Here is a 19538-nt window from a genome sequence, read left to right as displayed (position 1 = left end):
TCAGGTCATGAAAAAAATAAAAATATGTCTGATAGGTCTACTTTTCTTTTGCTGTAAGGAACATAATTCCAACGTAAGTCAATTGACCCAAAACCCAAATGTAATTATTGTTTTTACGGATGATCAGGGCTACGGAGATTTGGGATATCATGGAAACCCGATACTGCAAACACCAAATCTGGATGCTTTTGCAGAAGCATCCCTGGAACTTACAAACTTCCATGTAGGGACTACTTGTTCACCAAGCCGGGCAGGTTTGTTAACCGGTCGGAATGCCAATAGAAATAATACATGGCATACCATTGCAGGATGTTCTATCCTCTCAGCGAACGAAGAAACCATAGCAGAGGTTTTTGAGAATAATCAATATGAGACAGCGATGTTCGGGAAGTGGCACTTGGGGGATAATTACCCTTACCGTCCTATAGACCGGGGATTTCAACATGCCTTATACCACGGAGGAGGCGGTATTGGTCAGACCCCGGATTATTGGGGAAATGATTATTTCAATGACACCTATTTCCGTAATGGAAAGCCGGAGAAATTTAATGGATATTGCACAGATGTATGGTTTAACCATGCCATCGAGTTTCTGGAAGAAAGAGAAAGTAGAGAACCATTTTTTATGTATTTGGCCTCAAATGCTGCGCATAGTCCATTTAATGTACCGGATGCCTTTGCAGAAATGTATGAGGATGCTCCTTTGAGTGAAGAACAAAAACGTTTCTATGGGATGATTACCAATATTGACCATAATTTTGGCAGATTGATTGAATACCTCAAGAAAAACAAGCTATTTGAAAACACGATCTTGATTTTCACAACAGACAATGGAACGGCCAGGGGGATCTCCCATCTAAAGGATAAAGATAAAGTACTTGGCTATAACGCGGGTTTAAGAGGAATTAAAGCAAGTCATTATGACGGGGGTCATAGGGTTCCATTTTTTATAAGCTGGCCAGATGGTGAACTGCTGGAAAAAAAAGAAATCAACGAGCTAGTTGCTCATGTAGACCTCTTGCCTACTTTGGCCAAGTTGTCAGGAATTTCGTGGACACCGAAGAATCCTGTAGATGGGACTAATGTTGCCGGAATTTTAAAAGGAGATGGTCAAGGTCTAGATAGAATGTTGGTGGTTGATACACAGCGGAACCAGTGGCCGGAAAAAGGAAGAAACAGTTGTGTGATGTCTACTCAATGGAGATTAATTGATGGTAAAGAACTTTATAACACGATTAACGACCCCGGACAGATGAATGATTTGGCAGAAGAACATCCGGATATTGTAACCAAAATGAATGCCTTTTATGAGCAATGGTGGGATAGTGTGTCACAAGATTTTGCCTACGCTCAAATACCGGTTGGCCATCAGGAACACAATCCTGTAAGGCTTACAATCCATGACATGCATACCGATGACAATCTTCCATGGAATCAGCTGCTGATCCGCGAAGGGGAGATGGATCCTGATGGATTTTATAGTATCAATATAATTAAAGATGGCACCTATCAATTTAGGTTGAGGCGCTATCCTGCTGAATCTGAATTGGCAATTAATGATGTGGCACAGAAAACCCCCTCAACTTTGTACACCGATGGAGCTCCTGAAGGTAAATCATTAAAGGCTATAAAAGCCATTGTTGCTTTAGATAGCATAATAATGCAAACAGACGTAAATGATGATCAGCCCTATGCCGTGTTGGAAGGTAAACTTCGGAAGGGCAGCTATAAATTGAAAAGTAAATTTATTTCTTCTGATGCCAAGGAATTTCCAGTGTATTTCACAACAATTGAATCTATAGAACCCAACTGATTGAATTAATATGAAAAATATAACCTTATGGGCCATTCTGCTATTACTTTTTTCTTGTAGTGAGGAAAAAAAGAAAGAAAATGCGCAACCCAACATCGTCTTTATTTTTGCGGATGATTTAACTTATTCGGCAATTAATGCTTTAGGCAACAAAGAAATACAAACTCCTAACATAGATCGATTAGTCAATGCAGGTACAACTTTTAGCCACGCCTATAATATGGGGGCATGGAACGGAGCCGTGTGCTTAGCTTCGCGGGCAATGATAATATCGGGCAGAAGTGTATGGAATGCAGATAAATTTAGACAGGAGTGGCTTCTGGGCAGGGGTCTTGATCAAACCTGGGGAAAACTGATGGAGAATGCAGGATACAATACCTATATGACAGGGAAATGGCATGTTGATGCAAAGGCGGAAGATGTTTTTCAAAATGTAGTCCATGTGAGACCGGGTATGCCCAAAGATGCCTGGAAAAATGATGAAATGATAGAGAATTTCAAAAGCATTGCAGGTACCGATACATCACCCGGCAAGTTTATGCCTGTTGGTTATAACCGACCGATAAGCGAGGCAGATTCAAGCTGGTCAGCTGCAGATACGAAATATGGTGGGTACTGGGAAGGAGGAAAACACTGGAGTGAAGTCTTAAAGGATGATGCGCTTGGTTTTGTAGCCAACACTAAAAAAAGTGATAAACCCTTTTTTATGTATCTTGCTTTTAATGCGCCACATGACCCAAGGCAGGCACCTCAGGCCTACCTGGATAAATACCCCATGGAAAATATCAGTGTTCCCAAAAGCTTTTTGCCTGAATATCCTTTTAAAGATGGCATTGGGAATGGCCCTGATTTAAGGGATGAAGCATTGGCTCCTTTTCCAAGAACAGAATATGCTATCAAAAAACACATACAGGAGTACTATGCAATAATAACCCATTTGGATGATCAGATAGGGGCTATTTTAGATAGTCTGGAAGAAAGTGGGCAAATGCAAAATACTTATATCATTTTTACGGCAGACCACGGGTTGGCAATGGGCAGGCATGGGTTGCTTGGCAAACAGACGCAGTTTGATCACAGTATTCGCGCACCTTTTGTTATAATGGGACCAAATGTGCCTAAAGGGAAAATTATTTCTTCGGATATTTATTTGCAGGATGCTATGGCTACGAGTCTGGAATTGGCCGGAATACAGAAACCTGGTTACATTTATTTTCACAGTTTGATGGATTTGTTGGAAGGAAAGCGGGATAAAAGCGCCTATAATGGCATTTATGGAGGTTATGTAGACTTACAAAGAATGATTCGCAAGGAAGGATTCAAACTTATTGTATACCCTAAGCTGGACAGGGTCTTATTATATGATATGGAAAACGACCCTGAGGAAATTAATGATCTCTCAGATGAACCATCTTATCAGGCTAAAGTTGACGGACTTTTTCAGGATTTATTAGAATTACAGCAGCAGTTGAATGATACACTCAATATAAGCCATTTAAGAAAAAAGAATGATTTATAAAAATCTGAGAATTCAATTGTTGGCCAGGATAAATCTTTGAGGTTGACTGCCTATCTTATTTTGTTTTAAGACCAAAGCTGGTTTTTATTTGAATGAATTCTATAAGTTCTGTAACCATAAGTTCCCACAACAAAAAAGCATATAAGTGGCAATACAAACGAAAAATTTACTTCGGGAACTCCAAGAATTTCAATGTCGGTATAACCCGAACCACCAAAGTCCAAAATTGAACCCTGGAGAACAGGCATAATGGCTCCGCCTACTATGGCCATTACTAAAAATGCCGCCCCAAATTTAGAATCTTCGCCAACCCCTTCTAAAGCAATTCCATAAATTGTGGGAAACATAACCGACATACACAATGAAATACCCACAAGGGAATATAAGCCCATCATCCCCGGTATAAATATCGCCCCCAGGGTGAATGCAATGGCCCCAAAAGCGAAATACATCAGCAATTTACCTGAAGGGACATATTTTAGTAAATAGGTACCGATCCAACGGCCAATTAAAAAGAGGATCAATGCCCAATAGGCGTATGTTACGGCACTTCGGTTGTCAATTCCCAGGGTTTCTGCATATTGATAAATATAGGTCCAGCACATAATCTGAGCCCCAACATAGAACATTTGTGCTATTGTGCCTTCTACAAACTTTTTATTCCGAAATAGACGCTTTACTGCAGAAGTTACTGAACCCCCCGCTTCTTCTTTTTTCTCGGGCATCTTAACGAGCGCAATAAGAACAAGCATGAATAATACAAATAAGCCCAGAATGACATATGGGTTGCGTACAACCATTAAATCTGATGATCTTACAGCTATTTTTGCGGTTTCTGAAAGTGTATCATATATTGTATTTCCTTGAGCGTCCAGGTCATCTGACTGCAGAGAACCTAGAATAAATGTTTGCGCTATAAATAAACCCGTTAGGGCTCCTATTGGATTAAATGCCTGTGCGAGGTTTAATCTGCGTGTTGCTGTTTCTTCATCCCCCATGGATAATATAAAAGGATTAGCAGTGGTTTCAAGAAAAGCCAAACCAAAGGTTAGTATGTACAATGCTGCCAGAAAAAACCCAAATTCTTCATAGGCCGCGGCAGGGTAGAATAAAAGGGCACCTATGGCATACAGGATAAGCCCCAGGATGATTCCTTTCTTATAGGTGTATTTTTTAACAAACATGGCTGCCGGAAAAGCCATAGTAAAGTATCCGCCATAAAAAGCCATCTGAACCCAGGATGCCTGGGTATTGTTCAATTCCAAAATCTTTTTAAAAGCAGATACCATGGGATTCGTAATATCATTGGCAAATCCCCATAAAGCGAATAAAGAAGTTATTAATATAAATGGGATTAACACCTGCTTAGAGACTACCGGTATTCTCTTCTTGTTTTCCATAATGATTATTTCCTGACTAGTTTAATCATTTTCTTGTGTTAATAGTGATCTATCCAGATGAACGTAACCTCCGTCCACAGTGATAAATTGCCCGGTTGTATGTGAAGATTTATCAGAGATAGTAAACAAACAGGTATTTGCTATTTCCTGCGGCGTGGTCATTCGGTTTTCCAGGGGAATATTTTTTATAATCGATTTAAGTTTTTGGTCTCCATTATCAATAGATTCTATCCAGCTTTTATAAGAAGGTGTCCAGCACTCTGATATAATCATGGCATTAGAGCGAATACCATATTGAATGAGGTCTACAGCCCATTCCCGAGTAAGCCCCAATACGCCCCCTTTGGCAGCAGCATAGCCCGATGTTCCTCCCTGTCCGGTTAAAGCAACTTTAGATCCGATATTAAGAATATTCCCTTTTGATTCTTTTAAGAATGGCACGGCATATTTGACTATTAAAAAAAAGCTTACCAGGTTTAGCTTTAGTGAATTCATAAACTCCTCATAAGTGGCGTCTAATCCTGCTCCGTCATTTACGCCTACATTATTAATAACCACATCTATGCGTCCGTACTTTTGACTGATCTTTTTAATTGCATTTTCAATTTGTTCAGGATCTGTAACATCTGTTTTACAAAAGAGGGCATCAATACCGTTTTTTCGAATTTCCTCAACATATTCAATAGCCCTGTCATTTCTGTCTATAACCGCAGGAATAGCTCCTTCTTTCGCCAAATTGTGTAAAATGGTTTCTCCAATACTGCCTTTCATTCCCGCCGCTCCGGAAATCACCACAACCTTGTTTTTCAATCCCAAATCCATATACTATTGTTTTTAGATTATGTAATTATATCATATTCAATTTCAATCCTTTATGCCTGAGGGGCCTTAATTTTTACCGGGACTTAATCTATTAAATTTAAAATAGCTCCGTGCATTCCCTTATTTAGTATTGAATGAAGGCTCGAAATAACTTCATTTCGTAATCCTTCAATTTTCGTCAAATCCCGGTCCCAGAAATTAGAATTGGACAACACCGAATTAACAATTCTTGTAATACTTTCTTTCGAACTATTTACCTCTGACCATTGTAATTTAAAAAAGTCGAGTACTTCCTTATCATCAGCAAGCTTAATTGCTACACCATTCCTATCACCTTTATAGAAAACAATTAAAGCAGCCAGTGAAAATAATAAATGTTCAGGCAGTTTATTCTTCCTTTTAATAAATTCCAGAACAGAGGGTAGAACCCTTGTTTTGTATTTGGAAATAGAATTTAGTGAAATGCTCAGAAGGGCATGTTCCAAATAGGGATTTTTAAACCTGTCTAAAACATCATACGAGAATTGAATCAATTCCTTTTCAGGGAAATCCAGAGTTGGGCAAATTTCATTGAATATGGCATTTTTTAAAAATACGCCCACTACCGGATCTTCCAAAGATTCACGTACAGTATCTATGCCATACAGATAACCTACCGGGACTAATGATGTGTGTGCTCCATTTAATATTCGGACCTTTCTGGTTCTGTATGGTTCCATATTATCCGTAAAGACAATATTCAATCCGCTTTGTACTGCAGGAAATTCCTCTTTAACTTCTTTTGGCCCTTCTATAACCCATAAATGAAATTGTTCACCCTCAACGACCAGATTGTCCTTGTACCCTAATTCTTTCGTAATTTGGTCTATCTTATTTTTAGGATATCCAGGGACTATCCTGTCTACCAAAGTATTACAGAATATGTTGTGTTTATTGATCCAGTTGGTAAATTCTCCGGCCAAATTCCATTCAGCCGCATATTGAAGAATTATTCTTTTTAAATTATCCCCGTTTCTGTCTATTAATTCACAGGGTAGTATAATTAATCCTTTATGCGAAGCGCCTTTGAAAGTTTTGAATCTTTTGTATAAAAAAGCGGTTAATTTTCCAGGAAAACTTTTCTGAGGTGAATCTGCTAATTTATCAGCTTTATGATAGGCTATTCCCGCTTCTGTTGTATTGGATATAACGAAACGCAAGTCGGGATTTTCGGCAATAGACAAATAAGCTGAATATTCTTTATAAGGATTAATTGCTCTTTGAATACAATCTATGATTTGATGCTCACTAACGGCAAGACCATTTTTGATCCCATTTAAGTACAACGTATATAATCCATCCTGATCATTAAGTGTTTTGACCAGTCCCTGCTCTATAGGTTGTACCACAACTACGCCGGTATTGAAACCGGGATTTTTGTTCATCTCATGAATCATCCAATCCGCAAAGGCCCTCAAAAAATTACCTTCCCCAAATTGTATTATTTTTTCCGGATAGGAATTGGCAGTTACAGTGCTTCTGTTTAGTGTTTTCAAAAGTTATTTTGTTTACCGGAATCTCAGGGCTTTTAAAATTATACTATTATAGCGATATGCCTCTTTTCCATGGAATAAAGTCGTTCTGTCCTTTTAGATTTGCTTTGGCTGTTATTTCACCACTGGCCGTTGCTATGATGTAATCCAGAATTTTAACTCCCATACTTTCAATACTATCTTCACCACTGATTACCGTACCCGCATTAATATCTATGATATCCTTCATTTTTTCGTACAGGTGAGTGTTACTTGAGAGCTTTAAAACAGGTGCTATGGGATTTCCTGTTGGTGTGCCCAGACCTGTTGTAAACACTATCATATTGCATCCGGATCCTGCAAGTCCGGTTGTGCTTTCCACATCATTGCCGGGAGTACAGAGGAGGTTTAGTCCGGCCCTGGTAATTTTTTCAGTGTAATCGAGTACATCAACAACCGGGGAAGTCCCTCCCTTTTTAGCAGCTCCGGCAGATTTCATAGCGTCCGTAATAAGGCCATCCTTAATATTGCCGGGTGATGGATTATTTTCAAAAGCTGAGCCCACAGCTTTAGCCGCTGCAGAATATGAATCCATAAGTGAAGCAAATTTTTTTGCAGCTTCATCAGTTTCACATCTATTGATAAGTTCTTGTTCAACTCCGTTGAGTTCCGGAAACTCCGAAAGAACTGTTGTGCCTCCTAATGCCACCAATAAATCTGAAGCATATCCCAATGCAGGGTTGGCTGAAATTCCTGAAAATCCATCAGAGCCGCCACATTCCAACCCCAAAACCAATTTGTTCAATGGAGCCGCTTTTCTTTCTAATTTATTGGCTTTGGTTAATCCGATAAACGTTCGTTTTACGGCTTCTTCAATAAAATCACGTTCACTTTTGCTTTTTTGCTGTTCCAGGTAATACACAGGTTTTGAAAAGTCTGGATCCTTTTGCTCAATGGACTTTTGAAGGAATTCAACTTCTGCGTTCTGACAGCCCAAACTCAATACGGTAGCTCCGGCTACATTAGAATTCGTTATATACCCTGCAAAAAGATTACACAATGCTTCTGAATCCTGGCGGACTCCCCCGCAACCCCCGTCATGCTTTAAAAATTTTATTCCATCAACATTCGGAAATACACGGTTTTTAGATATTTCGTCTTTTGAATGGATAATAGGAGTAGCATATATTTCATCTTCGTTGGCCCCGGCTTGATATATATTAATCAATGCCTGGGTGTCCACGGCAAAATCTTTTTTTGTTATATATCCTAATGCCTCCGATAGCGCTGCCTCCAAGACATCTACATTTCGGTTCTCACAAAATACCATGGGAATGATCAACCAATAATTAGCAGTGCCAACACTGCCGTCTTCCCTGTGGTACCCATTAAATGTTCGTCCATTAAATCTTGAAATATCCGGTGCGATCCATTTAAAGTTTTCTTTGGTACTACTATAGGCTGATGAAGCATGTTTGACATTCTCTACAGTAATTGCGCAGCCGCTTTTAATTGGTTTAACCGCTTTCCCAATAAGGACACCATACATATAAATCTCATCACCAATACCAAAATTTTGCATGGCGAATTTGTGCTTGGCCCTGATATTTTCCTTTAGAATAATTTTTATACCATTTATATCGGTGATGGTGCCTTCCTGAAGGTCTGTTATGGCAACGATAATATTATCCCTGAGATCTATTTGTACATATTTTTTGGGCATAACTTTTAAGTAATTAACTCCTTACAGCTTTAATTATATCCAGCGTCTTTCTTACATCTTCTTCCAATTTCTTAAAATCTTTTTGAAGGAGAATTTCTTTTGAAATTAGTTTTGACCCCATTCCCACACAGCTTACACCAGCTTCAAACCACCCCCTGAGATTAGATTCTTCGGTACTAACACCTCCAGTAGGCATAATGTCTGTCCATGGGCAAGGCCCTTTAATAGCTTTTACAAAGCCAGGGCCATAGGTAGAACCAGGAAAAAGTTTTACTATTTCACAGCCTAATTCTTCGGCTCTTGCAATTTCTGTTAGGGACCCACAGCCCGGAGACCAAAGTACTTTTCGCCGGTTGCAGATTAATGCAATGTCTTCCCTGAGTACAGGCGTAACAATGAAATTTGCCCCTAATTGCATATAGAGCGAGGCTGCTCCGGCATCTGTTATCGATCCAACTCCCAGTATCATTCCGGGTAGTTCAGACTGGGCATATTTGTTTAGCTCGGCAAATACCTCATGCGCAAAATCGCCCCTTGAAGTAAATTCCAATAGCCTGGCACCTCCTGCGTAGCAGGCCTTTAGTACTTTTTTGCCAAGTTCTGCATCGGAATGAAAAAATAAAGGAATCATCCCACTTTCTCTCATTGCCATTGCCACTTCTAATCTTGAATATTTTGCCATAATATGTTATATATAATTATCTGGCTACCCTGCCTGAGGCATCGCCACCCATTAATTTCCGGACCTCTTCTACTGTTACCAAATTGGCATCTCCTTTTATAGTGTGTTTTAAACAAGACGCTGCTACCGCAAAATTTAAAGCATTCTGATCATCTTCGGGATACTTTAATAATCCATAGATTAATCCGCCCATAAAAGAATCTCCTCCACCAACCCTGTCTACGATATGTGTTATTTGATATTGGGGCGATTCAAATAAAGTCTTACCATCATAAATTACCCCCGCCCAGGTATTATGTGAGGCAGAAAGCGAACCCCTTAAGGTAGTGATCACCTTCTTCGCCCTCGGAAACTTTTCCATCATTTGCTGGCAGACAGAGAGGAACGCTTCGGCTTTTACATCATGTCCCTGTGTAGTGATATCTAAGCCTTCCGGTTTAATCCCAAAATGTTTTTCAGCATCTTCTTCATTTCCCAGAATAATATCACAATAGGAGGTTAGCTGGGTCATGATTCCTTCGGGTTCAACGCCATACTTCCAAAGTTTAGCCCTGTAATTCAGGTCGGTAGATACGGTTATTCCCAGTTCTGAGGCTTTTTGTACAGCTTCGAGGCATACATCTGCTGCTCCTTGTGATATGGCCGGAGTAATACCCGTCCAGTGAAACCATCCGGCACCCTCAAAAACCTTTTCCCAATCAATCATACCCGTTTTAATTTCAGCGATGGCTGAATGAGATCTGTCATATATTACTTTACTTCCCCTGGATACCGCACCTGTTTCAAGAAAATAGATGCCTAATCGGTCTCCACCAAAAATAATATCATCTACCCCAACACCTCTTTTGCGCATTTCCATCAAAGCGCATTTGCCTATATCATTGTTTGGCAAACGGGTTACAAAACTCACGGGAATACCATAATTGGCTAAGGATACAGCTACATTAGACTCTCCTCCACCATATACTATATCGAAAGAGTTTGTCTGTGAAAACCGCAAAAATCCTGGCGGCGCAAGGCGCAGCATAATTTCTCCGAAAGTGACTACTTTTTTCATGGATTAATTTGATTTTGTTGTTTTAAAAATTAACTGTTGCCTTTATCACACCATTTCCAGGGTCTAACCAATTATCGAATTGATGTATCATTTCGGAAAAACCCACGTTATGTGTTATGTAAGAATTTACGGGGAATTCACCCTTTTCTAAAATAGTAATTACAGTTTCAAAGTCTTCTAAGGTAGCATTTCTGCTGCAGATTATTGTAGTTTCTTTGGCATGTATTGCCGGATGCTCAAATTCAATTTTTCCTTTCGATAAGCCAACCAAAATATACCGACCACCATTTGCCATATAATTTATGCCTTTTTCTAAAGCTTCTTTATTACCTGTGGCATCAAAGACGGCAGTAGCCATCTCACCTTTAGTAAGCTTTGAGATGATATCCGCAGCTGATTCTCCGGCTATGACAGCATGATCCACACCAATTTTATCTTTGGCATAATTTAGTCTTCCGGCATCTATATCCATGGCAATTACTTTGGCTCCTGCAATCTGTGCCAATTTCATTATGCCTATTCCTATTGGTCCACAACCTATGACAACAATATATTCATGGGGTTGTATCTGAGCCCTTCTTATGGCATGTGCACCTATAGCCAACGGTTCTGTAATTGCCATCTCTGCATAACTCAATCTGTTTGCAGGGATCAATAGGTTTACGGGTACCGAAATCTGTTCCTGCATACCGCCATCTATGTGTACTCCAAATACCTTGATACTGGTACAACAATTGGTTTTTCCATTTCTACAGGCAATACAGTTCCCACAACTGATATAAGGCATAACAATTACCTTATCCCCGACTTTGATATTTTGGACATTTTTGTCTATCTCTATTACTTCAGCGGCCAACTCATGACCTAATATCCTTGGGTAAGTAAAAAATGCCTGATTTCCCTTATATGCATGCAAATCTGTTCCGCAAATTCCAATTTTCTTAATGCTAAGAATAGCTTCTCCAACCGCTTTTACAGGTTTGCTTTTTTCTTTGAGTTTAAAGCTGCCGGGTTTTTCACATATAATATACTTCATCAATAGCACTGTTATTTTTGAAAGCAAACATTCTTTCGAACATTCTTTACTAAACTAATTGAAAAAATTTAAAATGATATTTTTTCTCGCCTTATAAATTTATGCAAACCATATATAATGCCGCTTGAATTCAACATTTTTGTAATTGAATACTTTAAACGAACTTTGAAGAAACCGGTTGATCTACTTTGCTGAACTGTAATGATTAATGTTTATTTAAGCTATTTCCTATACTAACCTAATGTGCGACATCTAAATTATGCCCGTAAAATGTAAAGCAGCAATTGCTACAGGAAATGGCAATTTCACTATAGAAAATATTGTGGTTAATGAACCTCGGGCAGATGAGGTTTTAGTAGCTGTTAAGGCAGCCGGCCTATGCCACACTGATTACGACTCCTTAAATTGGGGAAAACCTCTGATATTAGGTCACGAAGGGGCAGGAGTAGTAAAAGCGATTGGTAAGGATGTTAAAGATATTCAGGTAGGGGACGTCGTTATTTTAAATTGGGCTACTCCTTGTTATAATTGCTTTCAGTGCAGTCTAGGGAATCAGCATCTTTGTGAAAATAATTCCCCGGTTGTTGCGGGGTCTAATGGCTATACAGAAGGTCATGCCCATTTGGAAGGAAGTTTGTGGAAAGGCAATCCTATAGAGCGTTCCTTTAATATTGGGACTTTGTCCGAATACACCCTCGTAAAGGCCTCAGCGGTTGTAAAAAACAAATCGGCGGGCATTTCTTTTGCGTCGGCCAGTATAATTAGTTGTGGGATAATGACCGGATATGGATCTGTGGTAAATTCTGCAAAAGTAAAATCCAATAGTTCTGTAGTTGTTTTAGGAACGGGTGGGGTTGGTTTAAGTGTTATTCAGGGAGCTAAACTCAGTAAAGCTTCTATGATCATCGCTATAGACATAAATGAACATAGATTGGCTATGGCTGAAAAGTTTGGCGCAACAAACGTAATTCTTGCCAGTAAAGAAGATAAAGGATTACTTAAAGCGGCAGAGGCTGTAAAGTTATTGACTGAGGGCAGGGGAGCAGATTATGCCTTTGAATGTACTGCAGTTCCGGAGTTGGGTGCAGCACCCCTTGCGATGGTTAGGAATGCAGGCACGGCGGTACAGGTGAGTGGAATTGAACAGGAAATTACTATTGATATGAATTTATTTGAATGGGATAAAACCTACATAAACCCATTATATGGGGGATGCAAACCTCAGGAAGATTTTCCAAAAATCATTGAACATTATGAAGCTGGTGAATTAAAGCTTGATGAAATGATAACCCAAACCTATAATTTACACCAATTACAGGATGCTTTTGACGATATGTTGGCAGGAAAAAATGCCAAAGGTGTTATTCTATTTGATTAATTTTAAGGATGTTCAGAACCATTGAAAAATCAAATCCGGAATTTGAGAGTAATCACTTAAGTTTTATTACGGTAAAATCAAAAAACTTAAAAGGCCGGGGTGATATTTGTCTTTTTGTCCCTCCTTTAGAAGGCCTGAAGGATATCCCTCTGGTTATTTTGCTTCATGGGGTATATGGCAGTGCCTGGGCATGGTCGCAAAAAGCAGGTGTGCACCTTAGTGCCTGGGAGATGATTCAAAAGAAGGAATTAGAACCTATGGCAATAGCTATGCCTTCCGACGGACTTTGGGGTGATGGCTCCGGGTATCTGCCGCATAGCGATTATGATTTTGAAAAGTGGATTGTGGAAGATGTAATCAATGCGGTTATTGAGAATGTTGAGGCGGTTAGTGGAAAATCTGATCTTTTCATTTCCGGACTTTCTATGGGCGGTTTTGGAGCCCTGCGTTTAGGAATCAAATATTCCGATAAATTTATGGCAGTTTCTGCACATTCGTCGATAACTGAATTAGAACAAATGTCCTTATTTGTGGAAGAATCACTAAAGGATTATGAGCAGCTTAACAAGCAGGAGGAGTCTGTTTTAGAAATGGCTCTTAACAAGAAGCAACATTTACCAAAATTGAGATTTGATTGTGGGACCGAAGATTTACTGATTAATTATAACCGATTTCTCCACGATCAATTAAATAAGGCACAAATAGACCATGAATATGAAGAATTTTCCGGTGGACATGAATGGAGTTATTGGCAGGAACACATAAAAGACAGTTTGCTGTTCTTTAATAAGTTTATCAAATAATTTAAAACTATTTGTACCTTATAGTATTCTATGAATTTGATTTGAAACTATAATATTAGAAGATTAGATATGGCAGCAGTAAAAGACCTTGCGGATTATCACGAATTGGTATCGGACCTTTTTAAGCAACCAAAATCGCGAGAAGAATGGGATCAATACAGGTTAACTGATGAACAGGTAGCTCATTTTCACGAGTATGGTTATTTGGCCGGGATTAAACTATTGGAAGATGATCAAATAGAAGTTTTACGCCAACAGTTGACTGAGGTTATGGATCCTAAACACCCGGCACACCATTTATTCTATGAATTCCACAGCAATGAATCTGAGGATTCCGATTCTGTTTTATTCCATTCACTTGGACAATGGCGTATTGCAAGTGGTTTTCACGATATTCTCTGGAACCCCGCATTCGTTATGGCGGCACATCAGTTATTGGAGAATAAACCGGTAAGATTCTGGCATGATCAATTATTCTATAAACCCGCCAAACACGGAGGCGTAGTAGCATGGCACCAGGACTATTCATACTGGACCCGTACTATAGCCATGCAACATTTAACCTGTTGGACTGGCCTTGACGATGCAACCGTAGAAAATGGGTGTTTGTATTATATCCCAAAAAGCCACAAATGGGGACTGCTCGATGCACCTTCATTAGCCGGTGATATGAATGGCTTGATGAAATATCTTACTGAAGAACAAAAAAAGGAATTTAAACCTGTCGCCATAGAATTGAAAAAAGGTTTTGGAACCTTTCATCATCCCTTATTGGTACATGGATCCTATGAAAACAATTCTGAAATGAGCAGGAGGGCATTTGTAATAAATGTTTTTGCTGATGGTACCGTAAGCAATACGGATGACGAACTCTTAGTCGGGGTCCCCATAATACCAAAAGGTCACAAAATGCAGGGTAAATTTTTCCCTTTATTATTCAATCCGGAGGGTTCGTTATAATTGGGTAATGGTTATTCATATATACTCACAGAATCTTATGGCATGTTAAACTACTAGAGGCAATGAAAATTAATATTTTAAAAAGGGCATTAGAGGAAGGTAAAACTGTGTTTGGTCCCTTCTGCAAGATACTGGACCCCGCTGTTGTTGAATTAGCCGCTTTGGCCGGTTTTGATTTCGTGATTATTGATATGGAACATGGGCCTTATAGTATAGAAACCGTTCAGCAAATGCTAAGAGCCGCAGAGGCCAAGGGGATTACTCCGGTAGTAAGGGTGACCGAAAATAGTGAGACTTCAATTCTTCGAGTGCTGGATATCGGTGCACAGTGTATTCAGGTACCTCAGATATCAACTCACGAAGATGCACAGAAAGTAGTTAAATCTGCTATGTTTCATCCCGAAGGAGAACGTGGTATGTGCCGTTATGTAAGGGCCGGGGACTATACCGCCATTGATAAAGCCCAACATTTTGGCAGGGCGAATGAAAACATAGTAACAATTATCCATATTGAAGGAGTTACCGGCCTTGAGAATTTACCTTCTATCCTCGCTAATGACGGCATTGATGTTATCTTTTTAGGACCTTATGATCTGTCTCAATCTTGCGGCGTACCCGGACAAGTACACCATGAAAAGGTAATAAAGCGCATGGAAGAAGCTGTTGTTTTGGCCAAAAAAAGTGGCAAGGTAGTGGGTACTTTTGTTGAAAGTGTTGAGGATGCCAAAAAGTGGGAGGAAATAGGGGTTCAGTATATCTCCTTTGCTGTGGATACGGGAATAATTTTAAAGGCATTTCAACAAATAACCCACGGATTAGGTCGGGGTTAAATTTTACCCATCGCGGCAACTGGCATTATTCATCCATTGCCTCTTGGAAAGCCTTCAAATTTGAATGCTTTCCTTCAATGGAAAAGGTTTTTGTCTTTTTAAAAATTGCCGTAATTGCTCCTGCTCCCGCACCCATGGCCCCTAAAATTAGTCCAAAACCACCTGCGCCCTCACCTTTGCCCCACCATTCATTTTCACCACCGGAAGCTAACCCCAATATTGCACCCGTACCGGCGCCTATCGCCGCTCCGTACAAGATATTATTGCCGACTGAGCGTTTTGTTTTTATAAAACCAATTTTGCTCAATTCAAGATTGACCGGTTTTTCTCCGCGACTGACTACAAGGGAACTGTCTGTTATCCTGGCAATTCTACCTTTGGATATTTTTGTGCCTTGTAAGTCATATACCCTAATGAACGGCGCTGCCTTATTTTTTTCTTTTTGAGCATGAAATGTAGTGCATGAAAGAAGCGCAAGCGCAAGAACAAGGATCTTTGGAGAACTATTGTGGATTGATAACAGCATAATTAAGAGATCTAAAAATTGTCTAAAGTATAAATATCAGATTATTAAGACAAACAGTGCGGGAAGTGCTGTCTTTGGAGGTTACTTAAAAGTAGAAAAATAAATCTAAAAGCACATATTGTCTCGACTATTTACTGAAACTCATAGTGTTCTAAATTAAATCTTCCAGGGTGGATCCTTCCTGTTAACGCCACCATAGTATAGAATTATTTGATTCCCATCAAGATCTTTTAACCTTGCTTCCCTCCATAGCCAGGGTTTATCATTTGGTAATTCATCAAATTCAATTCCTTTGGAAACCAGGTCCTCAACATATTTATCCAATTCCTGGCATTCAAAATAGACATAGATACCCTCGCTTGATGGGAGCTGTTCAGTTTGATGAATGGAAAAAGTGGCATCGCCGTCAGGACATTCAAACCTTGCGTAATGCGGCAAGGCCTTTACGATTAGTTTTAAACCTAATTTTTCATAGAAAGGAATTGATATTTCCAGATCGCGCGAAGGAACAGTTATTTGATTTAAGTTCATTAAAAAGCGCTATTCCGATTTGTGCACTTCCAGTTCAATTTCTATCATAAACTCCGGCAGGGCCAGTTCCTTTACCCCAAGCCAGGAACCTGTGGGAAATTGCTTGGTATAGATTGTACTCCGGTAAGCAGCAAGCTCCAGAAATAAAGGCATATTGGTAGTAAAAATATTCTCAACAACAACATCATCAAAAGTGCAACCATAATGCGTTAATATTTTTTCCAGATCTGAATAACAATTTTTCATTTGTTGCTCAAAATCTCCTATTGCGGTTGGATTTCCGGCATCGTCCATACTTACAGCTCCGGATATTTTAATATCATTACCAATTTTCACGGCGTGCGAATACCCGTAGGCTTTTTCGGTTTCCGGGCGAAGTAGAAAATACTCAGGTTTTACTTGTTCCACAATAATTTCTTTCTCTTCGACCTTCGGTGCCTGATTGCAACTTTGAACAATAAATGCAATAAGAATGATTACAATAAGTGAGGTTGAGTTGTAAATTAATTTGTCGATTTTTTTCATGTTTTAAATTGTGATTGGTTAATTACAAGATTTCTAAATTACTAAACTTTAGAATAAATGCCTGATATATTTTTAATGTATGCATGAATACTATGATGATATTTTTCATCAGAAGTAATTGAAAAGAAATGTGCTGCATTATGATCCTGTTCCCATGGAGTATCTGGGTTGTACTACGCTTTGGGACATTAGAAATTCATAGAGTTTATAGTAAATTATTGAATTTGGTCTGCTTTCTTACTAATATTTTATAGGATCACTAATTGTTTTTGTTTCATCCCAAAGTCTTTTTATTAACATCGGACCAATTATTATATAAATCAGAGCTGTATATAATCCGGAAAAATATCCTCCAACATAAATGGCGATCAATATATGTCCCAGGGAATTCAATAGCACGCCTACAAGGATAAAAAACAATGGAATTATCATCAACTCCTTTATTTTCTTAAACAAAATGATTCCTCCAATTATAAAAATGAAGTAGGCTACCATATTAAATACTAACCAATAATCTAATGGGTATGCGTCCTGACCTAATAGTTTAGGTACTTCTATAATAAAATCTGTTAAATATTCTTCAGTGAAGTGAAGAAATTGAATTCCCAACAAGAATAAGTATAAGGGTAATATTCTTTCCGGATTCGGGGTCTTCTTGTAAAATGTAATTAGATAAACTATATAGGTTAGAATTATTCCGGGGATGAATACTATTACTGAAGAAAGAGTTGAAGAAACAAATATAAAAATTGCGATCAATATGATTACAATCGCTAATGGCATCACTATATACTTGTTAATCTTCATCAAAATAATGATTTACTTTGGATATCATCTATTATTAAAACATAACTTTTCTTTAAGTTAGCATCAGAATTCTTTCAATTTAAAATATCTGTGCTCATCAAAAACTTTGTCATTCTTGTATATTGCATTTTTAAAAACACCTTCTTTTTTGTATCCGCTATTTTCAAGTGCTTTCATTGATGCGATATTATATTCAAATACACCTGCATAAATACGAATCAGTTTTAAGTCCTCAAACCCATAATTGGTAATTAGTTTAATAGCATTTGCTGCAATTCCTTTTCCCCAAAAGAGCTCTCCAATCCAATAACCAATTTCAGCCGATTTACAATAAACATCGTTTTGAATGATTAACCCTATTACCCCGCAAAGATCACCGGCGTATTCAATTGCGAAATTTTGCTTTGGGTTTTCTTCTGTGGTTAATTTTATAAATAATTCCGCATCACTTTCGCTATAGGGACACGGGAAAGAATCTCTTAAATTATCCCATATTTTCTTATTGTTGGCAAGTTTTGCCAATTGCCATTTATCAGATAAGCGGAGTGCTCTTAATTTAACTTCTTTTGATCTCAATAGTTACTTTTTCTTTTTGGCTACCGGAGCATAAGCAGATGATTGTTTCTATGCCAAAGGCTTAGATAGGTTGGTTATTTTTTCTGAATTTTATACAATAGCAGTTCCTCATCATCATCGGGTAATGTAATAATATCTGCCATCTCCAAACCCAATTTTTCCAAAAGTCGTTGAGAGGAAATATTCTCTTTTGATGTAATTGCCTTTATTTCTTCAATTTCAAATTCTTCAAAAGCAGCTTCTTTTAACCTATTTGCGGCTTCAAAGGCAAAACCCCGACCTTCATACTGGGGGAGGAAGGCAAACCCTATATCTATACCATCAAGTCCTTCTCTGTCATAGAGCCCGCATGTTCCAATTTTTATATTGTCCGACTTTTGAAATATGGTATAGTTAGAATATCCCAGTCTTTGGAGTTGGGGTAACATTTTGGTTTTTATATAGTCTTTTGCACTTAAGACTGATTTGATATCTCTATCTCCAATATATTGAATAAACTTCGGGGTATTCATTAGTTTATAAATAAACTCCGCATCTCCTTCAGAAGTTGGCTTAATATGTACTCTTTCTGTTTCGAATTCTTTGTACATTATTTTTTATAAGGATAAACTCAATCCTCTCTGACAGCAAACTCCCCCGTTTACCTAGAAGTTTGTTCATTCACAGAACTTAGAAAATAATCTCTGAAGTTAACTATTTCAATTCCGTTTTTTTCTCGTTACTGACAGGCTTGTTCTTTACATATTTCTCCAGCCATTGATCCTGCTCCCACAGCAAATGCAGTATAGATTCCTTTGCCCTGTACCCATGACTTTCGTTTGGTAACATCACTAACCTTACCTGAGCACCTAATCCTTTTAACGCATTAAAATATCGGATACTCTGCATTGGATAGGTTCCCGAATTATTATCTGCTTCACCATGAGTCATAAGCAAGGGTGTCTTCATTTTGTCGGCATGCATAAACGGAGACATAGTGTAATAAACCTCCGGAGCTTCCCAATAATTTCTTTCTTCACTCTGGAACCCAAAAGGGGTC

At 38.6% G+C, this 19538-nt stretch carries 20 protein-coding genes; 6 read left to right on the top strand and 14 right to left on the bottom strand.

The genetic code is table 11. From position 1 onward, the window contains the following. Positions 1 to 7: 7 nt before the first annotated feature. Positions 8 to 1813: an arylsulfatase gene (locus Q0X89_RS16225; RefSeq protein ID WP_297696103.1), complete on the top strand. Its 1806-nt coding sequence runs from the start codon at positions 8 to 10 to the stop codon at positions 1811 to 1813. Between the two features lie 10 nt (positions 1814 to 1823). Beyond that, on the top strand, positions 1824 to 3332 hold the full coding sequence (locus Q0X89_RS16220) for a sulfatase-like hydrolase/transferase (protein ID WP_297696101.1): 1509 nt from the start codon (positions 1824 to 1826) through the stop codon (positions 3330 to 3332). Positions 3333 to 3397: 65 nt separating this feature from the next. Here the strand turns inward: Q0X89_RS16220 and fucP are convergent, their stop codons facing one another. From fucP to Q0X89_RS16185, 7 genes are all read right to left on the bottom strand, one after another. Beyond that, positions 3398 to 4732, bottom strand: coding sequence for an L-fucose:H+ symporter permease (gene fucP / locus Q0X89_RS16215; protein ID WP_297696099.1), 1335 nt, complete (start codon positions 4730 to 4732; stop codon positions 3398 to 3400). 21 nt (positions 4733 to 4753) lie between these two features. Continuing rightward, the gene (locus tag Q0X89_RS16210) at positions 4754 to 5554 is read right to left on the bottom strand and encodes an SDR family oxidoreductase (protein WP_297696097.1); all 801 of its coding nucleotides are present in this window, start codon (positions 5552 to 5554) and stop codon (positions 4754 to 4756) included. A gap of 83 nt (positions 5555 to 5637) precedes the next feature. Further along, positions 5638 to 7089: a tagaturonate reductase gene (locus Q0X89_RS16205; RefSeq protein ID WP_297696095.1), complete on the bottom strand. Its 1452-nt coding sequence runs from the start codon at positions 7087 to 7089 to the stop codon at positions 5638 to 5640. Between the two features lie 46 nt (positions 7090 to 7135). Then, entirely contained in the window at positions 7136 to 8788 is a 1653-nt protein-coding gene (locus Q0X89_RS16200) for a UxaA family hydrolase (RefSeq protein WP_297696093.1), read from the bottom strand. Positions 8789 to 8801: 13 nt separating this feature from the next. Continuing rightward, positions 8802 to 9470 carry a bifunctional 4-hydroxy-2-oxoglutarate aldolase/2-dehydro-3-deoxy-phosphogluconate aldolase gene (locus Q0X89_RS16195; RefSeq protein WP_297696091.1) on the bottom strand — a complete coding sequence of 223 codons (669 nt, stop codon included), beginning with the start codon at positions 9468 to 9470 and terminating at the stop codon, positions 8802 to 8804. 16 nt (positions 9471 to 9486) lie between these two features. Continuing rightward, complete coding sequence (locus Q0X89_RS16190; RefSeq protein WP_297696089.1) at positions 9487 to 10527, bottom strand: sugar kinase; 1041 nt, start codon at positions 10525 to 10527, stop codon at positions 9487 to 9489. 22 nt (positions 10528 to 10549) lie between these two features. Next, the gene (locus Q0X89_RS16185) at positions 10550 to 11563 is read right to left on the bottom strand and encodes a zinc-binding alcohol dehydrogenase family protein (protein ID WP_297696087.1); all 1014 of its coding nucleotides are present in this window, start codon (positions 11561 to 11563) and stop codon (positions 10550 to 10552) included. A 259-nt stretch (positions 11564 to 11822) separates the two neighbouring features. On the opposite strand from Q0X89_RS16185, the gene Q0X89_RS16180 reads away from it, so the two are divergent. From Q0X89_RS16180 to Q0X89_RS16165, 4 genes are all read left to right on the top strand, one after another. Further along, complete coding sequence (locus Q0X89_RS16180; RefSeq protein ID WP_297696085.1) at positions 11823 to 12941, top strand: alcohol dehydrogenase catalytic domain-containing protein; 1119 nt, start codon at positions 11823 to 11825, stop codon at positions 12939 to 12941. Between the two features lie 8 nt (positions 12942 to 12949). Then, positions 12950 to 13744 (top strand): alpha/beta hydrolase-fold protein, encoded by a 795-nt coding sequence (locus tag Q0X89_RS16175; RefSeq protein WP_297696083.1) that lies wholly within the window; start codon positions 12950 to 12952, stop codon positions 13742 to 13744. Positions 13745 to 13813: 69 nt separating this feature from the next. Then, positions 13814 to 14704, top strand: coding sequence for a phytanoyl-CoA dioxygenase family protein (locus Q0X89_RS16170; protein WP_297696081.1), 891 nt, complete (start codon positions 13814 to 13816; stop codon positions 14702 to 14704). Positions 14705 to 14766: 62 nt separating this feature from the next. After that, positions 14767 to 15534 (top strand): aldolase/citrate lyase family protein, encoded by a 768-nt coding sequence (locus tag Q0X89_RS16165; protein ID WP_297696079.1) that lies wholly within the window; start codon positions 14767 to 14769, stop codon positions 15532 to 15534. Between the two features lie 25 nt (positions 15535 to 15559). Here Q0X89_RS16165 and Q0X89_RS16160 read toward each other — a convergent pair whose 3' ends face one another. From Q0X89_RS16160 to Q0X89_RS16130, 7 genes are all read right to left on the bottom strand, one after another. Then, positions 15560 to 16060 carry a hypothetical protein gene (locus Q0X89_RS16160; RefSeq protein WP_297696077.1) on the bottom strand — a complete coding sequence of 167 codons (501 nt, stop codon included), beginning with the start codon at positions 16058 to 16060 and terminating at the stop codon, positions 15560 to 15562. A gap of 156 nt (positions 16061 to 16216) precedes the next feature. Further along, positions 16217 to 16591 carry a VOC family protein gene (locus tag Q0X89_RS16155; protein WP_297696075.1) on the bottom strand — a complete coding sequence of 125 codons (375 nt, stop codon included), beginning with the start codon at positions 16589 to 16591 and terminating at the stop codon, positions 16217 to 16219. Between the two features lie 9 nt (positions 16592 to 16600). Continuing rightward, positions 16601 to 17116 (bottom strand): RidA family protein, encoded by a 516-nt coding sequence (locus tag Q0X89_RS16150; protein ID WP_297696073.1) that lies wholly within the window; start codon positions 17114 to 17116, stop codon positions 16601 to 16603. A 240-nt stretch (positions 17117 to 17356) separates the two neighbouring features. After that, positions 17357 to 17923, bottom strand: coding sequence for an HXXEE domain-containing protein (locus Q0X89_RS16145; protein ID WP_297696071.1), 567 nt, complete (start codon positions 17921 to 17923; stop codon positions 17357 to 17359). A 63-nt stretch (positions 17924 to 17986) separates the two neighbouring features. Beyond that, the gene (locus tag Q0X89_RS16140; RefSeq protein WP_297696069.1) at positions 17987 to 18499 is read right to left on the bottom strand and encodes a GNAT family protein; all 513 of its coding nucleotides are present in this window, start codon (positions 18497 to 18499) and stop codon (positions 17987 to 17989) included. Positions 18500 to 18573: 74 nt separating this feature from the next. Next, positions 18574 to 19089 carry a GNAT family N-acetyltransferase gene (locus Q0X89_RS16135; RefSeq protein ID WP_297696067.1) on the bottom strand — a complete coding sequence of 172 codons (516 nt, stop codon included), beginning with the start codon at positions 19087 to 19089 and terminating at the stop codon, positions 18574 to 18576. A gap of 103 nt (positions 19090 to 19192) precedes the next feature. After that, positions 19193 to 19538, bottom strand: a 346-nt coding sequence (locus Q0X89_RS16130; protein ID WP_297696066.1) for a prolyl oligopeptidase family serine peptidase, incomplete at its 5' end; no start/stop codon positions are given.

It is taken from the genome of uncultured Eudoraea sp. (assembly GCF_947258525.1).
Taxonomy (GTDB): Bacteria; Bacteroidota; Bacteroidia; order Flavobacteriales; family Flavobacteriaceae; genus Eudoraea.
The sequence above is the reverse complement of the archived record's forward strand: the minus strand, read 5'-3'. Positions and strand labels throughout refer to the sequence as shown.